The 22,941-nt window shown below is 47.3% G+C and carries 19 protein-coding genes and 1 riboswitch; of the genes, 12 read left to right on the top strand and 7 right to left on the bottom strand.

Annotated features, from left to right (window positions below; all coding sequences use genetic code 11):
* Nucleotides 1-148 precede the first annotated feature (148 nt).
* Complete coding sequence (locus tag FKV70_RS08330; RefSeq protein ID WP_142612522.1) at nt 149-682, top strand: DUF6985 domain-containing protein; 534 nt, start codon at nt 149-151, stop codon at nt 680-682.
* Between the two features lie 91 nt (nt 683-773).
* On the opposite strand, the gene metE is transcribed toward FKV70_RS08330, so the two are convergent.
* The 4 genes from metE to FKV70_RS08310 all read right to left on the bottom strand — a co-directional run bounded on the left by metE (nt 774) and on the right by FKV70_RS08310 (nt 6,848).
* Nucleotides 774-3,092, bottom strand: a complete 2,319-nt coding sequence (gene metE, locus FKV70_RS08325; RefSeq protein ID WP_142612521.1) for a 5-methyltetrahydropteroyltriglutamate--homocysteine S-methyltransferase — start codon at nt 3,090-3,092, stop codon at nt 774-776.
* 159 nt (nt 3,093-3,251) lie between these two features.
* Nucleotides 3,252-3,447: riboswitch (cobalamin riboswitch) on the bottom strand.
* Nucleotides 3,448-3,641: 194 nt separating this feature from the next.
* On the bottom strand, nt 3,642-4,139 hold the full coding sequence (nrdG, locus tag FKV70_RS08320) for an anaerobic ribonucleoside-triphosphate reductase activating protein (RefSeq protein ID WP_142612520.1): 498 nt from the start codon (nt 4,137-4,139) through the stop codon (nt 3,642-3,644).
* Entirely contained in the window at nt 4,136-6,085 is a 1,950-nt protein-coding gene (locus FKV70_RS08315) for an anaerobic ribonucleoside triphosphate reductase (RefSeq protein ID WP_142612519.1), read from the bottom strand. Before FKV70_RS08315 ends, nrdG begins: the two co-directional genes overlap by 4 nt.
* Nucleotides 6,086-6,377: 292 nt before the next feature.
* Complete coding sequence (locus tag FKV70_RS08310) at nt 6,378-6,848, bottom strand: AbrB/MazE/SpoVT family DNA-binding domain-containing protein (RefSeq protein WP_142612518.1); 471 nt, start codon at nt 6,846-6,848, stop codon at nt 6,378-6,380.
* Nucleotides 6,849-7,079: 231 nt separating this feature from the next.
* Here FKV70_RS08310 and FKV70_RS08305 point away from each other — a divergent pair, with 231 nt between their 5' ends.
* Together FKV70_RS08305 and FKV70_RS08300 are read left to right on the top strand one after the other, a co-directional pair.
* On the top strand, nt 7,080-10,001 hold the full coding sequence (locus FKV70_RS08305; RefSeq protein WP_142612517.1) for a glycoside hydrolase family 3 C-terminal domain-containing protein: 2,922 nt from the start codon (nt 7,080-7,082) through the stop codon (nt 9,999-10,001).
* Nucleotides 10,002-10,067: 66 nt separating this feature from the next.
* On the top strand, nt 10,068-10,565 hold the full coding sequence (locus tag FKV70_RS08300; RefSeq protein WP_142612516.1) for an Rrf2 family transcriptional regulator: 498 nt from the start codon (nt 10,068-10,070) through the stop codon (nt 10,563-10,565).
* An 86-nt stretch (nt 10,566-10,651) separates the two neighbouring features.
* Here the strand turns inward: FKV70_RS08300 and FKV70_RS08295 are convergent, their stop codons facing one another.
* Nucleotides 10,652-11,743, bottom strand: a complete 1,092-nt coding sequence (locus FKV70_RS08295) for a diguanylate cyclase (RefSeq protein ID WP_064797706.1) — start codon at nt 11,741-11,743, stop codon at nt 10,652-10,654.
* A 225-nt stretch (nt 11,744-11,968) separates the two neighbouring features.
* Here FKV70_RS08295 and FKV70_RS08290 point away from each other — a divergent pair, with 225 nt between their 5' ends.
* Genes FKV70_RS08290 through FKV70_RS08280 form a run of 3 tightly spaced genes read left to right on the top strand, consistent with a single transcriptional unit; the run spans nt 11,969 to nt 15,962 of the window.
* Nucleotides 11,969-13,603: a spore germination protein gene (locus FKV70_RS08290; RefSeq protein WP_142612515.1), complete on the top strand. Its 1,635-nt coding sequence runs from the start codon at nt 11,969-11,971 to the stop codon at nt 13,601-13,603.
* Nucleotides 13,581-14,822, top strand: coding sequence for a Ger(x)C family spore germination protein (locus FKV70_RS08285; protein ID WP_142612514.1), 1,242 nt, complete (start codon nt 13,581-13,583; stop codon nt 14,820-14,822). Before FKV70_RS08290 ends, FKV70_RS08285 begins: the two co-directional genes overlap by 23 nt.
* A gap of 27 nt (nt 14,823-14,849) precedes the next feature.
* Entirely contained in the window at nt 14,850-15,962 is a 1,113-nt protein-coding gene (locus tag FKV70_RS08280) for a GerAB/ArcD/ProY family transporter (RefSeq protein WP_142612513.1), read from the top strand.
* Nucleotides 15,963-16,034: 72 nt separating this feature from the next.
* Here the strand turns inward: FKV70_RS08280 and FKV70_RS08275 are convergent, their stop codons facing one another.
* Nucleotides 16,035-16,355, bottom strand: a complete 321-nt coding sequence (locus FKV70_RS08275) for a YczF family membrane protein (RefSeq protein WP_142612512.1) — start codon at nt 16,353-16,355, stop codon at nt 16,035-16,037.
* A 187-nt stretch (nt 16,356-16,542) separates the two neighbouring features.
* On the opposite strand from FKV70_RS08275, the gene FKV70_RS08270 reads away from it, so the two are divergent.
* From FKV70_RS08270 to FKV70_RS08245, 6 genes are all read left to right on the top strand, one after another.
* A complete protein-coding gene (locus tag FKV70_RS08270; RefSeq protein WP_013373543.1) occupies nt 16,543-16,938 on the top strand; it encodes a Fur family transcriptional regulator in 396 nt (131 codons plus the stop codon).
* Nucleotides 16,914-17,753, top strand: a complete 840-nt coding sequence (locus tag FKV70_RS08265) for a winged helix-turn-helix domain-containing protein (RefSeq protein ID WP_142612511.1) — start codon at nt 16,914-16,916, stop codon at nt 17,751-17,753. Before FKV70_RS08270 ends, FKV70_RS08265 begins: the two co-directional genes overlap by 25 nt.
* Nucleotides 17,754-17,895: 142 nt before the next feature.
* Complete coding sequence (locus tag FKV70_RS08260) at nt 17,896-18,309, top strand: BlaI/MecI/CopY family transcriptional regulator (protein WP_142612510.1); 414 nt, start codon at nt 17,896-17,898, stop codon at nt 18,307-18,309.
* Nucleotides 18,310-18,312: 3 nt separating this feature from the next.
* A complete protein-coding gene (locus FKV70_RS08255; protein WP_142612509.1) occupies nt 18,313-19,173 on the top strand; it encodes a M56 family metallopeptidase in 861 nt (286 codons plus the stop codon).
* A gap of 121 nt (nt 19,174-19,294) precedes the next feature.
* Nucleotides 19,295-19,702: a DoxX family protein gene (locus tag FKV70_RS08250; RefSeq protein ID WP_142612508.1), complete on the top strand. Its 408-nt coding sequence runs from the start codon at nt 19,295-19,297 to the stop codon at nt 19,700-19,702.
* A gap of 158 nt (nt 19,703-19,860) precedes the next feature.
* Nucleotides 19,861-21,849 (top strand): methyl-accepting chemotaxis protein, encoded by a 1,989-nt coding sequence (locus FKV70_RS08245; RefSeq protein ID WP_142612507.1) that lies wholly within the window; start codon nt 19,861-19,863, stop codon nt 21,847-21,849.
* Between the two features lie 82 nt (nt 21,850-21,931).
* On the opposite strand, the gene FKV70_RS08240 is transcribed toward FKV70_RS08245, so the two are convergent.
* Nucleotides 21,932-22,918: a DMT family transporter gene (locus tag FKV70_RS08240; protein WP_244310687.1), complete on the bottom strand. Its 987-nt coding sequence runs from the start codon at nt 22,916-22,918 to the stop codon at nt 21,932-21,934.
* Nucleotides 22,919-22,941: the final 23 nt, after the last annotated feature.

The following is a 22,941-nucleotide window of genomic DNA, read 5'->3' as shown; positions in this document are numbered from 1 at the left end:
TGTAGAATAAAGTAGTCTTATTTGGAAATTACTCGATTTCGACAGGGCCCAATAACCGGATGTTGCTTTAATTTCATTCATTAAAATGATAAATTGTAAAGGATTCAATAGAGTTAAAGATTACCTAAAACAAAGAGGTGGATAAAGGATGGGCTGGAAACACTGGTACAGAGAACTGGAACAGGATGATGAGGCTTGGGATGTGTCGGAGGAGGTTGTACTGCGTGGTAGGGTACATCTTGATTTTTGCGGGCAGCCATCGGAGATAGAAGTCGAATTTATCGTGGGAGCTGACTCTGAAGAACAGGCACAGGCTATAGAAGAACCTACGGAGCTTCAGAAAAAGACATGGGAGAAGTATATGGCATGCTCGTCAGTCATTCATCCTCAAGTGTTGGAGTCCATACACCATTATTATGTAGGCATCGTGGAAAAGTATCGGAAGGCATACAGCTTATGGGGAGAGGACCCTAATGAATATGCGCCTTATGTGGAACGATCTGAGCAATTGTCGGATCGAATACAGCCCGTATCTATGCTGATTTCCGACTCATCAGAACAGGATGAGCTATATTTGAATTTTAGCTGTTCATGGGATCGAGAACATGGCTTAGGCGTACACCTGAAACAGATGAAAGTCAATCGTATTCAAGGTGCATATACATTATATGACTTGGAATAAGTCCCTCTTCTGGTCTTGAATAGTAAGACCGGAAGAGGGAAGAGGATATGGTTAACAGAACAGGATGGCGTGAATAGATACGAAAATAATATTAGTTGGATACAGACAGCGTGGCTCGGGCTGCTTGAGCGGCCTGTACCATTTGCCGCAATGCGGCAACAGATTCTTCTTTGGTGCGGGTTTTCAGACCACAGTCTGGATTAACCCAGAACAAATCCGACGGCAGCACACGCAAGGCGCGCTGGATCATGCCTAGCATTTCTGATACATCAGGGATGCGCGGACTGTGAATATCGTATACACCCAGACCGATGCCCTTGTCGTAAATCTGATCCTCAAAGCTAACAATCAGTTCACCGTGGCTACGAGAGGTTTCAATAGAGATTACGTCGGCATCCATGTCTGAAATGGATTGGATCATCTCCTGGAATTCGGAATAGCACATGTGCGTATGGATTTGGGTCGCAGGCTGAGCGGTGGCCGTGGTCACAAGGAAGGCTTGAACCGCCCAATCCAGATAGGCTTGCTGTTGCTCTTTTTTTAACGGAAGCCCTTCTCGAATTGCGGGTTCATCTACTTGAATCATGCGGATGCCCGCTTGTTCGAGTGCCTCTACTTCGGCCCGTAATGCCAGTGCCAACTGCAAAGCAACTTGCCTGCGTGGAATATCATTGCGCTCGAAGGACCAGTTTAGAATGGTCACAGGACCTGTAAGCATTCCTTTAACTGGCTTGGAGGTTAACGATTGGGCAAATGCCGTCTCCTCCACGGTCATAGGTTGATCGAACGACACATCTCCGTAAATAATTGGCGGTTTGACACAGCGGGAGCCGTAGGATTGCACCCATCCGTTCTGTGTAAAAGCAAAGCCTTTGAGCTTTTCGCCAAAAAACTCTACCATGTCAGTCCGCTCAAATTCCCCATGTACAAGCACATCAATGCCAATGTCCTCTTGAATATCAATCCATTCCTTAATCTGCTGTTGGATAAACGTCCGATATTGCTCGGCAGACCATTCACCTTTGCGATAGTGCAGACGGGCCTTGCGGATCTCGGCCGTTTGCGGGAAGCTGCCGATGGTCGTCGTAGGCAGTGGGGGCAGCTTCAGCTTGTTTTGCTGAATTACACGACGCTCGGCGAAAGGAACGCTGCGTGACAGGGGCTCTTTTGCCAGCAGGTCGGCCAGATCGGCAGCTGTCTGTACCCTTGCCGCTGAGCTGTTGAAGCGGGCTACCGCCTCTGCACTTTGCTCAAGCATGGCAAGTGCAGAGGGATCGTGCTTGCCAAGTGCAGCCGTCAAGATCGCGATTTCCTCTAGCTTTTCATCAGCAAAGGCTAGTGCATGCACCAACTCTCGGTCCAGCTTGTGCTCTGCATCCAGACTGACCGGTACATGCAGCAGACTGCACGATGGCTGCACGATAAGCTGTGTGGCGGGGATCTGTTCTGCTAACTGGCTCAACAGTGCAGCCACGGCATTCAGGTCGCTGCGCCATATATTGCGACCGTCAATGACACCAGCACCCAGCGTTTTGCCTTTGGGGAAGCCATGCCGTGATATATGCTGAAGATTTTCACCATCATCGTATACAAAATCAAGACCCAGCCCCTGTACCGGAAGTTTAGTCAGGCGCTCATAATGATCCAGGCTACCAAAGTAGGTTTGCAGCATGATATTCAAGGAGGGTGCAGCTTGGGTCAAAGCTTCATAGACCTCCTGAATTATCTCCAGATCCTCTACCGGGAATGAGGTGGTAAGGACAGGTTCATCGATTTGAACCCATTGGACGCCTTCAGCGGCTAGTTCTGACAGAACTTGGGCGTATAAAGGCAGGAAGGTTCGTATAATAGCGCCTAGATCCTTACGATTATAACCTTTAGATAAAACAACAAATGAATAGGGACCGATAAGAACTGGTTTACCGTCAATGCCTAACTCTTGCTTTGCTTCACGATAAGCCAGTAAGGGTTTATTTTCAGTCAGCACCGGAGCCACGTTTGCCAATTCGGGAACGATGTAATGGTAATTCGTATTCATCCACTTAGTCATTTCACTGGCGGCAGCCCCTTTTTGCCCACGTGCGATCCCGAAATACACGGACAGAGGAACCGGACCTACGGGACGATAATTGAACCGTTCGGGTACGAGACCGAACATCACGGATGTATCCAGCATGTGATCGTAATAGGAGAAATCGCCGACAGGAATGCGGTCAATGCCTTTGTCGCGCTGTTTGCTCAGATGCTCCAGACGCAATCTCTTCATCTCACGATGCAGTTCGCTTTCGTCAATACTGCCCTGCCAGAAGCGTTCCAGTGCTTTCTTCCATTCCCGATTTCCGCCGATACGCGGATAACCCAGATTACTACTGCTTAAACCGGACAATGAAGGCTGTTCATTAATAGACATGTATTGTTTCCTCCTAAGGCGTAGCCAGTTTATTTTTACGTACCAAAAAAGGCATTCCGTCCCCAAAGCTAAAAATAAGTAGGGGAAAGAATGCCTCCGTGATTAAAATTCAAAAATACGGCGACTGCTCTTAACACCTCCCTATCTTCCGTAGGTACTGCGATGTTGTTAAAATAGGCAGGTCTCCTGACTTACGGATCATGACGTTCAGCATCCCTTCCCGGTCTGTGGACCAGTGGGTGTTAAGCAGCTGAACATTCCCCGTTTACAGTGGCGGGACCGTCCCGGATTTGCACCGGCTTCCCTTTTAAGTCTGAGCTGGATTAGAACAGACACCTATTTCCAAGCTATGCGATTAGGTATGACGAATAATTATGCACTCGTATACTTGCTCACCATCATAAGTGAAACTCACGGGATGTGCAATAGAAACCGTAATCGAAATGAGTGTGGAATCAGTTAGATATATCAAAAAAAGACAAGCCCAACTCATCGTGGAAGCTTGTCCTTTTTGCATTATAGGGCATCTTGTTAAGTAGCACTTCGCCTCTAAGCTAATGAAACGGTGTAACCTGCTTGTACACTGGCTTTCACATCTACCAGACGCTGATTACGACTGCCCCGAAAGGGGAGGGTCAGGTCTTTTTGCTGTTCAACAAAACGACCGTCCACAATCACATCACACAAAAGAGCTAGCTCCTGTCGTTCCTGATCCAGGAGCAGCTCCTCGTAAACAAAGCCCGTGTAGGCCCATACAGTTCGGTCCGGACAAGCTGTGCGGAAGTCACGCACAAATTGCGAACATTCTGCTGCTGAGAAAAAAGGGTCTCCCCCGCAGAGAGTCAGTCCATCCAACAACGGGTTATCCATGATATCACGGATGACCTCCTGTTGACGTTCGGACGTGAATGGCTCCCCTGCGCGAAAGCTCCATGAAGCTGGGTTAAAGCAACCAGGACAGGCATGGCGGCAACCGCTAATGAATACAACGGTGCGCAGGCCGTATCCTTCATTTAGAGATTCCAGAATATAGCCGCACAAATTCACTTATGCTTCACCCGATCGCGAACTTCGGCTTGCTTGGCAGCATTGAAACGAACCGTATAATCTCCTGTCAGATATCCGGTTACCCGACGCAAACGCTGAAAGTGCGTGTGTTCCTCATCTGTGCCGCATTGAGGACAGCTTGTCCCGATAATTCCTTCATAGCCGCATTCCGTACAACGATCCACCGGATGGTTGATGGAGAAGTAGCCGATGTTCTGATGCAGCGCGTACTGAACAATTTTAAGAAACGCATCCGGGTTATTCCGCGCATTACCGTCCAGCTCGATGTATGAAATTGCACCAGCATTACATAGAGTATGGAACGGAGCCTCCAGGCTGATTTTACGAGCAGCAGGGAGCTTGTAATACACCGGAATGTGGAAGGAATTCGTGTAATATTCCCGGTCATTGACCTCAGGGATAATTCCGAAGTCACGTTGATCGAGCAATGTGAACTTGCCCGACAGACCTTCGGCAGGTGTCGCGAACAATGTAATATTTAGATTATAGTGTTCACTCATTCGATCACAATACATGCGCATGGAAGTGATGATTCGCTGTGCTTCACGGTATACAGCATCATCTTCCCCGTGATGTTTTCCATATAATGCTTTCATGCACTCAGCCAGCCCAATAAAACCAATCGAAAGTGTACCGTGCTTTAGGAGACTTCCTACCTTCTCATCAGGTTCCAGTTTTTCTCCGCCTTCCCATACCCCTTCGCGCATCATAAAGTCCGAAGCTTTGGCTGGCTGGCTGGTCTGGATATGATAGCGATGGATTAGACCGTCTACTGCAATTCGCATAACTTCTTCTAATTTTGCATCAAAGCGATCCCGGTCAGGTGTCAGACGTTTGCCTGTACAAATGCCATATTCAATCCCAAGCCGCACCAGATTAATGGTATTAAATGAGAGATTGCCTTTGCCGCTCTGACGGTTTCTACCGAAACGGTCAGAAATGGTGCGGGTACGGCAGCCCATCGTGGCAATGATGGTATCCGGGTCATCTGCGCGGTAATAAGGCAGGTTGAAGGTAGCATCCACATTCACAAAATTGGGATACATCCGCTTACTGGAGCACTCGACCGCCTTTAAGAACAGATCGTAGTTGACATCGCCCTCTGCCTGGTTGACTCCCTCTTTACATTGGAAAATATGCTGTGGAAAAATAGGAGTTTCCCCGCTTCCGAGTCCGCGAATTGTGGCTTCCAGCAGAGATTGCGAAACAAGCCGGCCTTCAGCAGACGTACACATCCCGTAATTCAGTGAAGTGAACGGAATTTGCCCCCCTGCCCGACTGCTCATAGTGTTCAGGTTATGAATGAGCGATTCAGCAGCCTGCCGGGTTTCTGTTTCCGTTTCCTCACAGGCGAATGAATACGAACGAGGACAGACTTCTTGCAGATGGGTATTGGCTAAATGCAGTTCGTCATCAGACCAACTGGAGTCTATTTCTTCCTCGAACAGTCGGAGTCCCTTGCGCAGGTGCTTGCGGAAGGAACGGGCAACGTATGGGGCAAGGTCCCAATCTATTTTATTGGCAGAGACACCACCGAATTGGCTGTTTTGCTGAGACTGGAATATGATGGCGACCAGTGCCATCGCAGACATAATCGTTTGCGGTGTGCGCACGGAGCCATTGCCTGTATTAAAACCGTCTTGCAGTAAACGACCAAAAGGGATGAAGATACAATTTGTAGTTCCGAGCGCATATTGGTCCAAATCGTGAACATATACATACCCTTGGTCGATGGCATCCCTCAATTCAGATGGAAGCACACGCAGACGCGCATACCATTTGGCATATTCCGAGCCGAGCTTGCTCATTTTGCCGCTAAATGATTCTCCATTTAAATTTGCATTCTCCCGCAGCATGTCCAGATCTTGTGCCCCAATGACCCGCTCGCCGATGTCGTATAATTGATGTTCTTCCAGCACCTTCATCGTAAAACCCTCCATATAGTAAAAAATATATATTTTTCACAAAAACAACATATTGATGATATCTAGTGATAACCAATTGTTTCGATCTATATATTGTATATACGTAAACATTGAGAGTATGTGACTATTGTCACATTGATAGAAGCGGAAGGCATAAAAAGGCCAGGTATAGAATAAGGGACACATCCACAGATATGCGCCTTACTCTATACCTGGCCACCGCCATTGCGACGAAATAAGTAGGCTTGCAAGTACATAGTATATAATATTGGAATATCAATTTTTAGAAGGTTCAGAGCAGCTTTTTCAGTTGGGATACCCGGCCTTGGGAAATATCGAGCATTTCTGCATACGCTTTTTGTGGCAGATCCGGATGTTCCTGAATCAGCTTGCGGAGCTTTTTTACCATTTCACCTTGCTGCACTCTGGATTGCTTAGGTTGCCAGGTTGTGCTCGTTTGGGGCGGTTTTGTATGCTCTTGAGCCTGGAGGGCATCATTGCCTGTAGCGTGGACATGTTCATCGCTCTTTAATAACTGGATGCAATCAGCGCAAATAAAGCTGTCCCGAAAATAAGTTAAATGATCCACTGCGCCGCAAAATTTGCAGGAAACTCCTGTGTATTTCCTTAATACAAATCCTTCTTCATCTACGAAGAATTCAAGCGAATCCCCGATATTGATGTCCATTGTGGTGCGCATTTCCTTAGGCAGTACGATTCGCCCCAACTGGTCTAGAGGCCGTGTCATTCCCGTATTTTTCATCAGCGCTTCCTCCTTCAATGAGATATCCTGATTATACCAAAAAATATTATTTTTAGCTTTACATATGAAAGGGAAAATGCAATTTTTTTCTTTATGCTGCGTTTTACCTTTCATCCAATTTAGGATGATTTCGGTATTGTTGCCGGTGTACTCCTTTTTCGCTATTATATATTAAAACGCTTTCATAAAAGGACTTATTAGTATCATAATTAAGTTAAGGAGATGGCGGATTTGAGTCATGAAACAACGGGTATCGAATATTTATTTCAAAATCCGAAAATTCACCTGGACGAGCGTGTACGGGATCTCGTGTCGCGACTAACCTTAGAGGAAAAGATTGAATCCATGCTACAGTACCAGCCGGCTATTGAACGTTTGGGGGTTGCAGCCTACAAGCACGGTACGGAAGCGGCACACGGGATCGCCTGGTTGGGGGAGGCAACTTCCTTTCCTCAGCCTGTAGGGTTGGCGTGTACGTGGGATACGGAGTTAATGCGTCAAATCGGCTCTGTTATTGCAGATGAGGCGCGTGTCTACTATCGTCGTGATCCGAAATTGAACGGCCTGACTCTGTGGGCGCCTACAGTGGATATGGAACGTGACCCAAGATGGGGACGGAATGAGGAAGCCTACGGAGAAGATCCGTATTTGACGGGTGAATTGTCGAAGGAGCTAGTCAAGGGAATACAGGGTGATCATCCAGTATATTTGAAAGCGGTCGCGACACTAAAACATTTTCTCGGTAACAACAATGAAGTGGACCGGGGAGTCGGCTCCTCCAGCATAGACCCACGGAACCTGCGAGAGTATTATCTGAGAGCTTTCGAGAAGCCTTTCAGGGAAGGCGGAGCCCAATCGATGATGACTTCCTACAACTTGATTAACGGGACGCCTGCTACGTTATACCACGGTGTTAACGATATTGTCAGGGGCGAATGGGGGATGAACGGCTTTGTTGTAAGTGATGCGGGTGATGTCATGGGGATTGCAAATGACCATCAATATTACGACTCCCACACGCCAGGCGTGGCTGAATCCATTCGCGCAGGAATTGACAGCATTACGGATGATGCGGAGCTCTCCAAGCAGGCGATTCGAGAAGCTTTGCAGCAAGGATCGCTACAAGAAGAGGATTTGGATCGTGCATTGTTCCATACGTTCCGTGTTCGTTTTCGTTTGGGCGAATTTGACCCAGCGGCTGACAATCCCTATGCCTCCATCGGGGAGGAGGCTTTAATGACAGAGCAAGCCCGTGCATTGTCGTTGCGTGCAGCGAGGGAGCAGATCGTACTCCTCAAAAATGAGTGGAAACTTTTGCCATTGAACCCTGCCCGGTGCGGCAAAGTAGCGGTCATTGGTATACATGCCAATGAGGTATATCGCGATTGGTATTCAGGTACGCTACCTTACCGGGTTACACCGCTGGAGGCGATCTGCGCCAAGCTGGAAAGTGAGAGCGCGAAGGATCGCGTCGTGTACTCCGATGCGAGAGACCGTGTGACCTTAACGGCGGCGACTGACGGCGCGAAGTTAACAGTCAATTCTTCCGGCGACATGTGCCTGTCCCAGGATCAAGAGCCAACCGTATTGACTATGACGGATTGGGGGTATGGCAGTGTGACGCTGAATGATGAACATCTGGGTACCTATGTGACGAGCGATGAGGAGACGCTCCGCGTGACAGCGAATGAAGCGTATGGCTGGTATGTCAAAGAGGTCTTTGGACTGACTCCAGTGGAGCAAGGAGCATATCTGTGGACTACATGGAACGGCAAGCCTGTGAGCGCAGGTGTGGAAGGCTCGTTAAAGGTGATGGAGTCCGCATCTCCTGCATCTGGCGCTACAGACTCAAACCATACGACTTTCCATATAGAGACGGTATCGGATGGTTTAGCGGAAGCGATAGCCGCTGCGCAAGCGGCAGATACAGCGATTGTATTCGTTGGAAATCATCCGCTCATTAACGGAAAGGAAGAGAATGATCGCCCAGGCTTGGAACTGGCAGCATCCCAGCAACGACTTATCGAGGAAGTATATCGCGTCAATCCGAATACGATTGTGGTTTTGACGGGTAGCTATCCATTTGCGATTCCTTGGCTTCAAGAGCATATTCCAGCGATCGTATACACATCTCATGCGGGACAGGAACATGGTACAGCCATAGCGGATGTATTGTTTGGAGATTACGCACCAGCAGGGCGTCTGAACATGACCTGGGTTCAAAGCGAGGATCAATTGGGTGATATCAAGGATTATGATATCATTCGCAGCGGTCGAACCTATCAATATTTTGAAGGTGAACCGCTGTATCCATTTGGACACGGACTAACGTACTCGCCCTTTGAATATAGCAATCTGCATACAGATGCTCATAAGGATAACGTTAAATCTATGGCCGCGCTTGACGCTGCGGATACTCTCCAGGTGTGGGTAGATGTGACGAACCGGGGCGAATCTGCTGGCGAAGAGGTTGTACAGCTATATGTACGCTCTGAAGCCTCGCGCGTAAAGCGCCCATTGAAGACCTTGTGCGGTTTTGAGCGCATCCGCCTTGAACCCGGTGAGACACGAACGGTTTCTTTTACAGTTCGGGTGAAAGATTGGGCGATTTGGGATGTTACACGGGATTGCTATTGCGTGGAATCAGGCGAATATACCCTGCTGGCAGGTGCCTCCTCCGCGGATATTCGATTGGAGCATTCTGTGTATGTCCGGGGTGAAGTCATTCCACCGCGACAAGCCGGATCAAGGACCCGAGCTGAAAACTTTGATGATTGCTTCAATATCCTGCTGGATGAAAGCAAGGAGCAAAAGGAGGCCTGTGTACGTCCCCGTTCACCGCAACGTCCCGGCTGGATCGCCTTTCATGGCGTAGACATGAATACAGTGAGTGTGGCTGAGCTTCAGTGCCGCGTGTCAGGCAACAGCCGTGATGCAGCAATCGAGCTGCATTTGGATACACTGGACAGCCAAGCCGTAGCACGTATGAACGTGGGCAATACAGGAGGAGCACAAGCATGGGTGACGTTCTCCGAAGGGTTACCATCAGTCTCCGGTATCCGTGATGTGTATCTTTCGCTCCGTGGGGAAGTGCGATTAGGTCATTTTACTTTGGGTGCTAGCAATCCAGAGGGTTCCGGCTTTCAGGCTTGAACTTATATGTGACATCACGTACAATGCATTCAACGAAGTTCATACAGCTTAGGGGTGTCATCTCATTTGAATAGTGAAAAAAGACTACGCACCGCAACGCCCAAATGGCTTGGAATTGCGGTAAAGGCGCTTGTCTATTTGGAAAAACACGGCGAGCTTTGTGCCAGTGGTTCCATTGCCCGCTCCATTGATTGCGAAGTTACTTTGGTGCGCAGGGTGCTGACGCGGCTTGTGCAGGCCAATTTGATTGCAGCACGTGAAGGGCGCGAGGGAGGCTATGTGCTTACCCGTTCAGCGGATCATATTACACTTGCCGACATATACCACGCCATTGAAATATGTGATCCCATTTTCCCGGGTATGATGCATGAACCGGAGACCAACCCCTTTTGTGAGGAGTTGGCGACGGCCGTATCCGAAATTTTAGCTGAGAGCGAACGACGCATGCTGGAGGTATGGGAATCTTATACGCTTGCCTCGCTCGCCAAGCGTACATCACTCGTGTTGGGAAATTGCAGTCATACTGACGATCAGAATGTAAAGTCCTCTTCCAAAAGTGATTAATATGTTTTCGTTTAAAAGGATAATAGCCGATACAACGCTCGAAAGAGGGTTGTATCGGCTATTTCTGTGTAAGGGTCTGCCTCAAATTATATTTCATATGAGCAAACCCGGTTACGTCCTGCTTTTTTAGCTTCATATAGTGCTTTGTCTGCCTGTTCCAGCAGGGCCGCTCCGGATATATCTTCTCCTGTACCAGGGAAGGTGGTCACCCCGATGGACACTGTAACCCTAAGGATGAGCCCGTCCGCCAAAACAAATTCATACTGATTTACTCCACTAAGAATCTGATTAGCTATGCGTAGCGCTTGCCGAAAAGCGCAATTTGGCAAAAGTACGGTGAATTCCTCTCCCCCGCTGCGGGTGACTACATCATTAGCACGGCACTTTTCCATTAAAATCTGCCCAAGCTGACGCAGCACGGCATCGCCTGCAGCATGTCCGTAGGTATCATTTACTTCCTTGAAGTGGTCAATATCCAACACCAGTACAGATAAGTGCTCATGCCGTTGACGTGCTTGAGGAAGCTCCTCCTCCAATGAAAATTCAAGCTGCCTTCGGTTGCTTAAATTGGTGAGATGGTCTGTATAGGAGGTACGCTCCAGGCGGAGTAATAGCTCATTGGATGTATTGATGGACTCAGCAATGAGGTACAGAAGGCATCCACCAACCATCGAAATGAAGAACTGGAGTGGATAAACATGCAGAACATCGTCAAGATCTCTCAAATTAACCATGAGGGAACAAAATATAAAGCCCAAAGCAAAAATGTTCATCATAATCAGCTTGGGCAAACGTGACCAGGACAAATGTGACAGTATAGCGCACCCCAGACCGGCAAGCAGCATAAAAACAGCGCCTACGATGGATTGATTGTTGATACCAAACAGCAAGAGTCTGCCTACACATATAAAAAGCGTTGCCATAAGCGCAGCTGGGCCGCCAATATAGGTTGCGGTAGCTACGATAGCCAGATGACGAAGATCAGCAATGGTATTAAAACCTACTGGAATAGAGTAGTACATGATGACAATGCCGTAGCACCCAAAAAGAGCGCCTCCAATCCAATGCACCTTTCGCGTTAAGGTGTGTAGACGGATTTTATACCTCTGCGAAATAAGACCGGTTATGTACAAAAAGGTGACTAGGATACAGGTATTTACAAAGAACGTACTGAACAAGATGATAACCCTCCCGAGAGGCATATTCCTTCATTTTATCAAAAAGAACTGACATTAGGCTTAAAAAAACAAAAAAATTTATTGGAATTTATTACGTTGGGTTGACTTGTAACGTTTCGATTACGTACGTGGTGCATAACCAGGAAGAGATTGAGCATACTCAAAAGATACAATAATTAGGAAATAGGTAGTGTGCGGCTACCATTTTGGAGATGAGGTTTGCTCATGATTCGCTATCCCTATCGCAAACATAATAGAAAATCGGGTGTGGATAAGAAGAATGGAAATTCTCCGCGCTTTTTAAAAATAGAGGCTTGTTTGGAAACCAACTTGCAGCAAATTAAGGAATTGACGTCAGATAGCCCGGACTTTCTGATTCGCCGCTTTAAAGTGGGCCTCAGGGCGGATGTACCGGCCGCTATTGTGTTTCTGGATAGTATGGCCAAGACGGATACGGTGAATGAACTCATCATGAAATCCATGCTTAGCAGCCCATCTGCTGAAGTGGCTGCTGAGGTCGAGAGCGCAGAAGCGCTGTACACAAAAATACAGAGTCATGCGCTTGCGCTGGGAGAAGTGAAGGATTGCGATGATTGGAGTTCCATGATGAAACAACTACTAATGGGGGACACGATCATCCTATTAGAAGGCTGTGAAAAAGCGATTGCGTGCGGTACGCGTGGAGGAGAGACACGCGCGGTCAGTGAGCCAACCACCCAGACAGTCGTCAGAGGACCAAAAGAGGGGTTTGTGGAATCCCTGTTCACGAATATTTCTCTGGTTCGGCGCCGGATTAAAAGCTCCGATCTTACACTTGAGATGTTCCAAGTGGGAAGCACGTCCCTTACAAATGTGGCCATGCTGTACATGAAGAATATTGCAAATCCACGCGTCGTAGATGAGGTTCGTAAACGGGTAGAAAGCATCAATATTGACGCAATTTTTGAGTCCGGCATGGTTGAGGAGATGATACAGGAAAATCATTTCACTCCATTTCCGACGATCTTTAACACGGAAAGACCCGATACCATCAGCAGCAATATTATGGAGGGCCGAGTGGCGCTCATTATAGACGGAAATCCGTTTGTATTGGTGATGCCCACAATATTTGCCCAATTTTTTCAGAATTCTTCGGATTATGAAGAGCGTTACGATATGGCGACGGTGGTTCGCCTCATTAGATATATCAGCTTCATTATTCTTATTCTGGGGCCTTCTCTCTACATTGCCTTAACAACGTATCATTATGAAATGATACCGACTCCATTGCTGATCAGCATATTGGCTCAGCGGGAATCCGTTCCTTTTCCGGCATTTCTAGAGGCGCTAATTCTGGAGGTCACCTTTGAGATTTTGCGTGAGGCGGGTATTCGAATGCCCCGTGCGGGTGGTCAAACGGTATCCGTTATAGGAGCGCTTGTGTTGGGACAAGCGGCCGTGGAAGCCGGAATTGTCACCCCGCTGCTCACGATTGTAGTAGCCCTGACAGGGATAGCTAGTTTCGCAATCCCAGCCTATAACATGGCAGTAGCCGGGAGATTGTGCCGATTTATTTTCATGATACTGTCTGCGTCCATGGGCCTATACGGCATTACATTGGGGTTGATTGCACTAATTGCTCATATGAACAGTCTGAGTTCGTTCGGGGTGCCCTACATGGCGCCTTTCAGTCCTTTTGTGCTGGAGAGTCAAAAGGATGCCGTATTGCGACTCCCATTCTGGATGATGAAGAAACGCCCTAAAAGCATTACGTCTAATAATGAGAAACGAATGAAGGATGGAAGCGGGATTTCCCCTTCTGATAAAACCACACCGATGCAGGAGGGGGGCAATCAGGGTGTATCAGGGGAAGAGGAATGAACAAAGCGCAGTAACGTTTAAGAGAAGAATAGGGGGGCTGTGTCTGGTCTTGCTACTGTTCACTCCATTGTTATCCGGTTGCTGGGATTCTGTGGAGTTGAACCAAAGAGCAGTAGTATCGGCTATAAGTATTGATTCAGATGGGGAGTCGGATTATGAGGTTTCCCTGCAGGTGATCGTGGCAGATGAAATCGCCGGGGCCAAAGCGAGAGGAGCTACCCCAGTCGTTTTGTATCGGGAAAGGGGGAGAAGTCTGTTTCAAGCGCTCCGCAGAGCCTCACAAAGGGTTCCACGGGTCATTTCTTTGGCGCATACCAAACTGGTCGTTATTGGTGAAAAGCTGGCGCGGGCTGGAATCGGCGATACGATAGATTTTCTGGAAAGGTCTACAGAAATCCGACTGCCGGTGAAAATGCTGGTGGCACGTGGTAATACTGGGAAGGATGTACTGGCAATCATGACCGCGATCGGCCGTATTCCTGCCAATGATATTTCAGGAAAGCTGGAAACATCGGAGCGTTTGTATGCCGGGGATTACGCGGTAACTATCGACGATGTCATTCGCAGCATGTCTCATAAGGGTGGCGGTCCTGTGCTGACGGGCATAGGGGTCAATGGGAATTTGGAGCAGGCCCCAAGCAAGAGCAATGTGGACAATATTTTACCGAAAGCTATTGTTCATATTAACGGAATGGGGGTGTTTAAAAAGGATCGGCTTGTCCGTTGGTTGGACGATGACCAGGCCATTGGACTGTCTATGATCAACAACAAGGTGAAAAGTGCCGAAACAACACTGAGCTGTGGTAAGAATAAGGAAAACATTGGCATCGAAACCTTGTTTTCTGCAACCAATATACACACTCGGATGGAGCAAGGAGAGCCTATTTTTGTGATTAGCTTAAAACAGACCGGGGCAGTACAGGAGGCTGAGTGCTCGATTAACTTACAGAGTCCGGAGGCGATGAAAAGACTGCAGGAGCAATGGTCAGAGGAGACAAAGAAAGTGATCGCTTCAACAGTCAGGGACATTCAGCGTACTCGCAGCGATGTAATAGGCTTTGGCCTCGCGCTGGAGAGGAGCCATCCCCAACAATGGAAGAAGCTTTCTCCCGATTGGAGCCGTTATTTTGCGGAAAGTACCGTTCGTATTCAAGTGACTTCTATACTGAAACACACTCAGTCGCGTACTAACCCATATTCCAAGGGGGAACCAGATTAGTGAAAAATAGAACGAGGAGGGAAGGCTATGAAAAAAAAGGTACAGATAGGTGCAAAAGAGATGATCTCTCTTATGGTGTTGTTTGAGATGGGCACATCTATGATGTCTATTCCCGGAAGGAATGCGGGCAAGGATGCATGGATCGCCATCCTCATTTCCACGGTTTTGGGAGCAATGCTTTTTGTATGCTATGGCAGCCTTCACCGACGCTTTCCCAACTTGCTCATGACACAGTACTGCAGAGCTCTTTTGGGCAAGAAAGCAGGGAGCGTGCTTGCTTTTATATATATCGTGTTTTTTCTTTACGGCGGAGCGCGGGATCTTCGGGACACGGGGATCCTGATTGCCGACCGGACACTTCAGCATACGCCGTTGACAGTCATTTGTGCCTTAATGATTGGACTTGTCATGTATGTGATGTATTTGGGAATTGAGGTTGCAGGCCGGACGGCCATCATCATGTTGATTTTGCTACTGCTGCTGGGCCTGGCTACGAATATATTAATTTTGTTGGCAGGCATTGTAGATATGGGCAATATATTGCCCATAGCAGAGCATGGCTGGCAGCCGATATGGCAAGTTGTTTATTCGCAAGCCGTGATGCTACCGTACGGCGAGATGGTTACGTTTGCGATGATTCTCCCCACATTAAAAAAGAACTATCGTGCCAACGGGGTAGGGGTCTCTGCTATATTGTTCGGAGGGCTGCTCCTGTCTATGGTTACACTGTCCAATGTGCTTGCACTGGGAGAGGATGTGTTCAAACGGGCGACTTACCCGCTACTGTCGATGATCAGCAAGGTCGAAATATCTGATTTTATCGATAGAATCGATGTCATCGGCGTGATGAGCGTTATTATTTTTGATTTTTTTAAAATTTTCATCTTCTATTATGCCGCGGTTAAAGCCGCAGAAGATGTAATGAGAATACCTTACCATAAATTGATCCTGCCATTTGGTCTGATCATGTTAGTCTCTTGTGTATTGATGGCACTGAACTATCAAGATCACCTTCAAACAGGCGAGTTAGTGCTAAAATGGCTGTTTCCGATATTTGCCGTATTTTTTCCTATCTTGTTGCTAATCGTGTCGTGGCTGAGAAAGACCCGGAATAAAAAAGGAGAGGAAAATGTCTCTTGAGTCATCGTCTTGCCGACAAAAAAACATCGGTGGATCATCGGAGAGCTTTTTAAAGTGTCCTTGTTCTTTCATTTATTGCTTGTTTACGTTATCCCTTGTTTGTTCTTTCTGCTGGCTCTCTTGCGAAGAAGCAGAGGAAGTAGTAGAAACTTTGAGGAAACGTGACCATTGTGAGAACAGGAAGCTAAATGCGTTTCCTATTGGCTTTTTTCCCACATATATAAAGAACACGATAAGCATTCCTGCCAGGACGATATATTCTGATGGTCGCATCGTGCGAAAAGCCAATGAAATAGGCTCCCAAGGATGACGCGCACCGAAAAGCCATTTTATCGATATACTTGTTCCGAGCATGAGCAGCATGAAAAGCGTAAATATCCACAATATCTTCATAAAATATCCCTCCAATTATAAACAAGCTAAGCATGTACTCCTGTATACATTGTGTTGCAAAGCGGCTCGATTTATCCGATGCCATTGACTTGAAATAAATTAAGATTTATACTTATTCTAAATTAATTTTTAATGTGATTATAAGCTTAGAATAAATATAATCTGTACTGGTTAAGGGAGATGCGATATGAGAACTTTAAATTTAACTTCGCAGCGCCAAGCAGTGTATGATGTGGTCCGTGAAGCCCACGATCACCCTACTGCTGCCGATGTTATGAATCGGTTGATGGAGCGCGGATATAATTTGGCCTATGGAACGGTCTATAATTCACTACGTTATTTAACGGATAAAGAATTAATCCGTGAGTTGAAACTCGGGGAAGCCGCTAGTCGTTATGACGGCCGGATGGACGATCATCAGCATATTATTTGTCAGGTATGTGGACGGGTAGATGAAGTGATGAGTGAAGTCCCACACGATTGGATTGATACGGTTGCGCATGAAACGGGATATACCATTGCCCATGCCCATGTCGTATTCGGAGGAGTGTGTAAGGAATGCCAAAGCAAGCGAATCAAGTAACAAATCGCATTAAGGTTGCTGACATGCCTAGACGCGTGAAGGGCAGTTGGACATCGCTGCTGTCTGCCCCGTCTACAACTGCGGTGCAGACCGTCCCTTCGAATGAACCCCTGTATTGTCCGACGACACGCCGCATCATTTTGATTAGCTCCGTACCGGGTGTAGTTCATGGTGTGGTGCGTACGTTGTCAGATGCGTGTTTTGACGTGCTGGTCTTCCATCGCTGGGAGCCTGAAGTACAGCGTCATTTGGGGAGCGATCTCTTGATTTACGATTTGACCGCCACCGATCCACGGAGTGAATTGCTGAATATTCGCAATGACCTTGAACATGAGTATATGAAGGACACACCAGTCATGTATGTGGTTCAGGATCGGATGTCTGTACACGCGAATGAGCTGCTTCCTTCGGAAGAGGTGCTGATATGGCCGCTGGCATCCAGCCAAATGGTGCATGATATTGAACGGATGATTGTGTGTCATCCAGTGGTTTCCCGTCAGGCAGCGCAAACCAGCCGTCGTACAGTGTTCAAGGACATCTGGATTGACCGTGATAAAATGTTGGTATATAAGGAAGAGAATCCATTGAATCTGACCAAAACAGAATACGATTTACTGTTGAAGCTGATAGATGCTCAAGGAAAAGTGATCTCCCGGGAGCAGATGATGCATGATATCTGGGAAACCGATTTTGTTGGCGGCAGCAATGTTGTGGATGTGCATGTCAAAAGCTTGCGCAAAAAGCTGGACGATCGGCCTGCAGAGCCCGAATATATTGCTACCGTAAGAGGTGTAGGATACAGATTGGCAGATTAAACGAAGGTTATGAACATTGATGAATTTCCGCCGGATGTAGACCATTCGGCGGTTTGTATATAGTCTCTGAAGCTGACACCAGGTGTGATGGTTGACTTTATCAGGATATATACACTACAATCAGTAGTGTGAGGTGCTTCTTATGAAACGACTGAATTTTAAAGCTGGCGAAACCGGGCTTAACCGATTTTTCGGACCGCTGGAAGCCAAAATCATGGATATTTTATGGTCCACTTCGGATCGGAGTATCAAAGAAGTGCAGACCGCATTGGAGGGGGATCGGGACTTTAACTTCAATACGGTGATGACGGTGATGAACCGTTTAGTAGGAAAGGGGATTTTGAGTAAAAGTATACGTGGCAGAACGTCCTTATACCGTCCTGTGTTAAGCAGGGAAGAGTTTATGGATGAGCAATCCAAAGAACTGAGTCACGAGTTGGTAGATGAATTTGGTCCGCTTGCTGTCAATCATATGATTGATGCTCTGGAGGTAGCGGATCCGGTTCTGATCGAACGTTTGGAACAAAAAATTAAACAATGGAAAAAGGATATGTAGACGATGTGGAAAACACGTTCTAAATTACTGTTTACAGCAGGCGCCTTGATTTCGAGTTTCGCCCTTGTACAAATGGGCATGTATGCCGGGCAGCATGTTTTCGGCTGGAAATTGAATTTTAACGTGTTTCAAATTTGCAGAAGTTTGTTGCAGCACTACGGAATCGGCTACATGGTGGATGCACTCAGCGGGCTAGTTTTGGTTACCTTCGGTATCGCCGGAGGAGAAGCGGTCAGACAGTGTATGGCTACCAGGGCGGCTTTCCGTAAATTGCATCGAATGCGTGATCTACCGCTGACCGAAGAACTGGGTGAACGATATCGTGAACTCGGGACCGACCGGATTTGGGTCATTGATTATGCCAAACCTGCTGCCTTCACTATGGGATTATGGAAGCCACGCATTGTATTATCCTCTGCGTTGTTGTCGGTACTCGACAAGCATGAGGAAGAGGCAGTCATATACCATGAAGCGTATCATATGAAGCATTATGATCCATTGAAGACCTGGTTCCTGCAAATGTGTGCTACACAATTGTTTTACTTGCCGGTGCTACGTCATATTACTAGCCAATACAAGACGGCCCGTGAAATCTTGGCAGATAACGAAGCGATTCAACGAGCCGGTTCACCGGTTGGGATTGGGAGCGCATTGCTCAAGCTTCTGAGTATGACACCTGCGAACGCCCGTCTGGTAAACTCCGCTACTTGTTCCTCTTTTGCAGAAACGTCCATTAATTATCGGATTTCACGCATTCTTGATCCTCAGCAAGAGCCGATCATTCGAATGCCTTGGCGTTCCATTATGTTTTCAGGCTATGTACTAATTATGCTGACACTTATGTTTACACTGGCATTAATCTAGTTTGGCCAAAAGTTATCTTAAAGGGTGGCGCCTTCTGCGCTGCCGATTCTTCATATGCATTACACTACATATAGTAGTGTAATTACCTAATCTGTACACAACTTAAAGGAGATGAGCTTATATGAATCAAACGCTTGCGAATATTGGACTATTATTGGTACGAATCTTTACAGGGGTTATTTTTATCGTTCACGGTGCACAAAAATTTCAGGGACTAGACGGAACCTCCGGCTTCTTCCAGAGCATTGGACTCCCTGGCTGGATGGCTCCAGTGGTCGCTACAGTTGAGCTAGTCGGGGGGGTTGCACTCGTTCTGGGTATCGGAACACGATTGGCTGGAGTAGCATTGACCATTGTAATGATTGGCGTATTGCTCACTGCTAAAAAAGGACAGCCTTTTGGCTCAATTGAATTTGATCTGCTGATTCTGTTCACCAGTCTTCAACAAGCCCTTGTCGGTGGGCGTTTTCTGGCAGTGGATCAGTTTTTTGGCCGTAAAAAGGCTGAAAATAGTAACGTACAGGTCTAAATATTCATTTAACCGCGTCCTTAGTAGCATAGGACGCGGTATTTGTTTTGCTCCTTTATGAAAATTCCTTGTAAATGATTTGCTACTTTCTGCCGATATAACTTTCATGGAATGTAATGAAATAATATCGCTTTTTGAGCAAAGGGGAAAAAAGATACATGGCAATAACGCGAAAGAGAAAGACCATATGGACACTCAGGAACAAGTTGATTTTAGGTTTTTTACTTGTTCTGCTAATTCCGAGTTTAAGCATTTCCGCTGCGACTTATAAATCATCGTATAATGCGATGGAGAAACAGCTGCACAGCAGTGCAAATCAGGGGGTAACGACGGCTAACTCTGTGATTGAATATGCAATCGCCAGTAAAATTCAAGATGTGGGATATTTGGCGGAACGTCTCGACGGTTCGATGATTGATGGGCCAAACAGTCCCTTGATTCAGCCCAAGCTGATCCAATACATAGGCTTGCACGAAGACGCGAAGGATATTTTCGTGGGAACACCGAAAGGGCTGATGATCCGTGGAGTGCCCAAAAAGGATGAAGGCACATTTGATCCTCGCACACGACCATGGTACATCGAAGCGATGAAGCAACCGGGCAAGGTAGCGATCACCCCTGTAATCATCAATTCATCAGGTATTCCTGTAGTTATCGTATCTCGGACGCTTGCCGACCAGTCTGGCGTGATCGGGATCTCTTTGAATCTGGAAAGTGTACGTAAACTGGCCTCCATCAAAGTGGGCCAGGAGGGGTATATCGTCATTCTGGATCACACGAAGAAATTCGTAGTCCATCCTACGGCTAAAGCGGGTTCATTACCTCAGGATAATTCGCTTGACAGGCTGTACACTGCGCCAAGCGGGAGCTTTAACTATATGTATGAAGGTCGCGAAAAATATTTAACTTATGTAACGAATAAGGATACCGGCTGGAAAATTGCAGGTACTTTCTATGTATCCGAGATTAGCGATGCCACCGCTGCCATGCGTTATGTAACGATTTTCGTGCTGGCTGCCTCGCTGGTGATTGCGCTTATCGCGATTTTCCTGATTACCCGTTCGGTTCTGGTTCCGATTCGTAAGTTGCAAAAATCAGCAGAACGAATCAGTGAAGGAGATTTGACGGGCGATTTGGAAACAGGAAAAACAGATGAGGTAGGCGAACTATCTGCTCACTTTCAAACCATGGTGGACAGTTTGCGCACGATGATTCGAAGCGTGCGTGAAACGACAGACCGGGTAAGTTCTTCGGCAGAGGAGCTTGCTGCGGGTGCAGATCAGACGACCCAAGCCATTGAGCATGTCACAATTGCTATTCAAGAAGTAGCTGTAGGCAGCGAACGTCAGCTGCAAAGCGTCAAGCATGGCTCTGTGAGTATGGAGGGACTGGCTCAGCAAGCAGCGGATGTGTCTGAGCGCATGGTGGGTGTATCTGAACATGTGAAAATGAATGCCGAGTCGGCACAGGAAGGCAGCAAGGCTGCTACGCAGGCTGTACAGAAAATGCATGATATCGACGAGACTGTTCATGATCTTGGACACGCTATGGACTCCCTGAGTGAGCGTTCTGGTGAAATCGTGAATATTATCAGTGTTATATCTGGTATCGCCAAACAGACCAATCTGTTGGCACTGAATGCATCTATTGAGGCCGCACGCGCTGGGGATCATGGCAAAGGATTTGCCGTGGTTGCTACAGAAGTACGCAAGCTGGCTGAGGAATCTGCCAAATCAGCTACCTTGATCTCGGAGCGCATTGAAGCGATGCAGGTGGATATGAACCATGCGCTGGGTGCGATGCAACAAGCACGGGCACGGGTATCCGAAGGTATTAATTCGGTAACCACGTCCGAGCACTCGTTTGCGGAAATCAGTCAGGCTGTCGAACGCGCGATGGGGCATATCCATGACATTACCGGAGTGACTCAGGAAATGGCACGGGGGACCGTAGGTGTCGTGGATATTATGAGCGACATTTCCCATATTTCGGACGAGGCGGCGAGCAACACCGAGTCGATCTCAGCAGCGGCTGAGCAACAGCTTGCTTCCATAGAGGAAATTGCTTCATCCACCGCAGACCTGAGCCAGATGGCAGAAGAGCTACGCGAACTGGTTGGACGTTTCCAGATTGAAGAAAAATCATAAATGATAAAAAGCGCCTGGATATCGGAGGTTATTCCGTATCCAGACGCTTTTTTGATGTTTATCATCACTTTGGTTCGCAGGGTTAGAAGTCACTATTGAATGACTTGCGACGATTCAGACGAAAACGGACACCCCGTGAGCTGTTGGATGTACGCAGAGAGCTTCTCTGAAACATATTGTTCAAAATCAGCGCGAAGATGACCAATACCGTGCCGTACAGTTCATAATGGCTAATGACATAACCTTGGAAATACATAAGTACCAGTGTGGTAATCGGTACAAAATTAATAAATAGAATTCCGTTCAGTGGAGACAGCTTGCGGATTCCGGCATTCCAGCTAAGTAAGGCCGCTAGCCCTGGAAGCAGGATCATAAAGCTCATTTCGTATTTGACTGACCATACGTGCTGCCAATCCGGCACCGTAATCCAGTCAAAAACAGAGGCACATGTCACGACAACGAAAGAAACCAGAGTTCCAAGCAGACAGGTCAAGGTTGAATATCGAAGAGTAGACCATCCAGCAAAATGACTGCCTCCCATGGAATAGACGACCCATCCGACGACGCCTACAAAAATAAGCAGCAGTGCCAGCAAATGTTGTCCGGCAAGTGTGAAAAAGGTCCATTTGCCGTTCGTGATTACCAGTAAGGCTCCAGCCAGCGCAATCACCATGCTGACTAGTGTATATTTTGGAGGCATTTTACGGGTCATGATCCACACCATTGCAATGGAAATCATCGGCATTAACACTTCCATAATGGAGGCTACAAGGGTGCCTGCCGCCCCCATCGCGTGTTGTCCCTGGAAAACAGCCATATTATAAATGGTAAATCCCATAGTTCCAAAGAACAACAATACCTTGCCCTTGCCCTCAAAGCGAAATGCTGTCCGTCCCTCTTTGAGCCACAATAGCACAACTAATATGAGTGTAACCGAGAAATAGCGTAAAAATGAAAAATACAGTGGATTAATATGCTGTAATGCGATGTGCGACACCGGAAACATGGCCCCCCAGGACATACTGGCGATCAGGCATAATAAAGATCCGGTCATGATCTGTTTGTTCATGGTGTACAAAAGCTCCTCCTTGC

This window comes from Paenibacillus ottowii (assembly GCF_006874425.1).
Classification (GTDB): domain Bacteria; phylum Bacillota; class Bacilli; order Paenibacillales; family Paenibacillaceae; genus Paenibacillus; species Paenibacillus ottowii.
The sequence above is the reverse complement of the archived record's forward strand: the minus strand, read 5'-3'. Positions and strand labels throughout refer to the sequence as shown.

What these genes read in the sequence shown, in the direction of transcription:
- FKV70_RS08330 (WP_142612522.1), top strand. Translation starts at nt 149, where the DNA reads ATGGGCTGGAAACACTGGTACAGAGAACTGGAACAGGATGATGAGGCT.
- metE (WP_142612521.1), bottom strand. Translation starts at nt 3,092, where the DNA reads ATGTCTATTAATGAACAGCCTTCATTGTCCGGTTTAAGCAGTAGTAAT.
- FKV70_RS08315 (WP_142612519.1), bottom strand. Translation starts at nt 6,085, where the DNA reads ATGAAGGTGCTGGAAGAACATCAATTATACGACATCGGCGAGCGGGTC.
- FKV70_RS08310 (WP_142612518.1), bottom strand. Translation starts at nt 6,848, where the DNA reads ATGAAAAATACGGGAATGACACGGCCTCTAGACCAGTTGGGGCGAATC.
- FKV70_RS08290 (WP_142612515.1), top strand. Translation starts at nt 11,969, where the DNA reads ATGATTCGCTATCCCTATCGCAAACATAATAGAAAATCGGGTGTGGAT.
- FKV70_RS08280 (WP_142612513.1), top strand. Translation starts at nt 14,850, where the DNA reads ATGAAAAAAAAGGTACAGATAGGTGCAAAAGAGATGATCTCTCTTATG.
- FKV70_RS08275 (WP_142612512.1), bottom strand. Translation starts at nt 16,355, where the DNA reads ATGAAGATATTGTGGATATTTACGCTTTTCATGCTGCTCATGCTCGGA.
- FKV70_RS08270 (WP_013373543.1), top strand. Translation starts at nt 16,543, where the DNA reads ATGAGAACTTTAAATTTAACTTCGCAGCGCCAAGCAGTGTATGATGTG.
- FKV70_RS08265 (WP_142612511.1), top strand. Translation starts at nt 16,914, where the DNA reads ATGCCAAAGCAAGCGAATCAAGTAACAAATCGCATTAAGGTTGCTGAC.
- FKV70_RS08260 (WP_142612510.1), top strand. Translation starts at nt 17,896, where the DNA reads ATGAAACGACTGAATTTTAAAGCTGGCGAAACCGGGCTTAACCGATTT.
- FKV70_RS08255 (WP_142612509.1), top strand. Translation starts at nt 18,313, where the DNA reads ATGTGGAAAACACGTTCTAAATTACTGTTTACAGCAGGCGCCTTGATT.
- FKV70_RS08250 (WP_142612508.1), top strand. Translation starts at nt 19,295, where the DNA reads ATGAATCAAACGCTTGCGAATATTGGACTATTATTGGTACGAATCTTT.
- FKV70_RS08245 (WP_142612507.1), top strand. Translation starts at nt 19,861, where the DNA reads ATGGCAATAACGCGAAAGAGAAAGACCATATGGACACTCAGGAACAAG.
- FKV70_RS08240 (WP_244310687.1), bottom strand. Translation starts at nt 22,918, where the DNA reads ATGAACAAACAGATCATGACCGGATCTTTATTATGCCTGATCGCCAGT.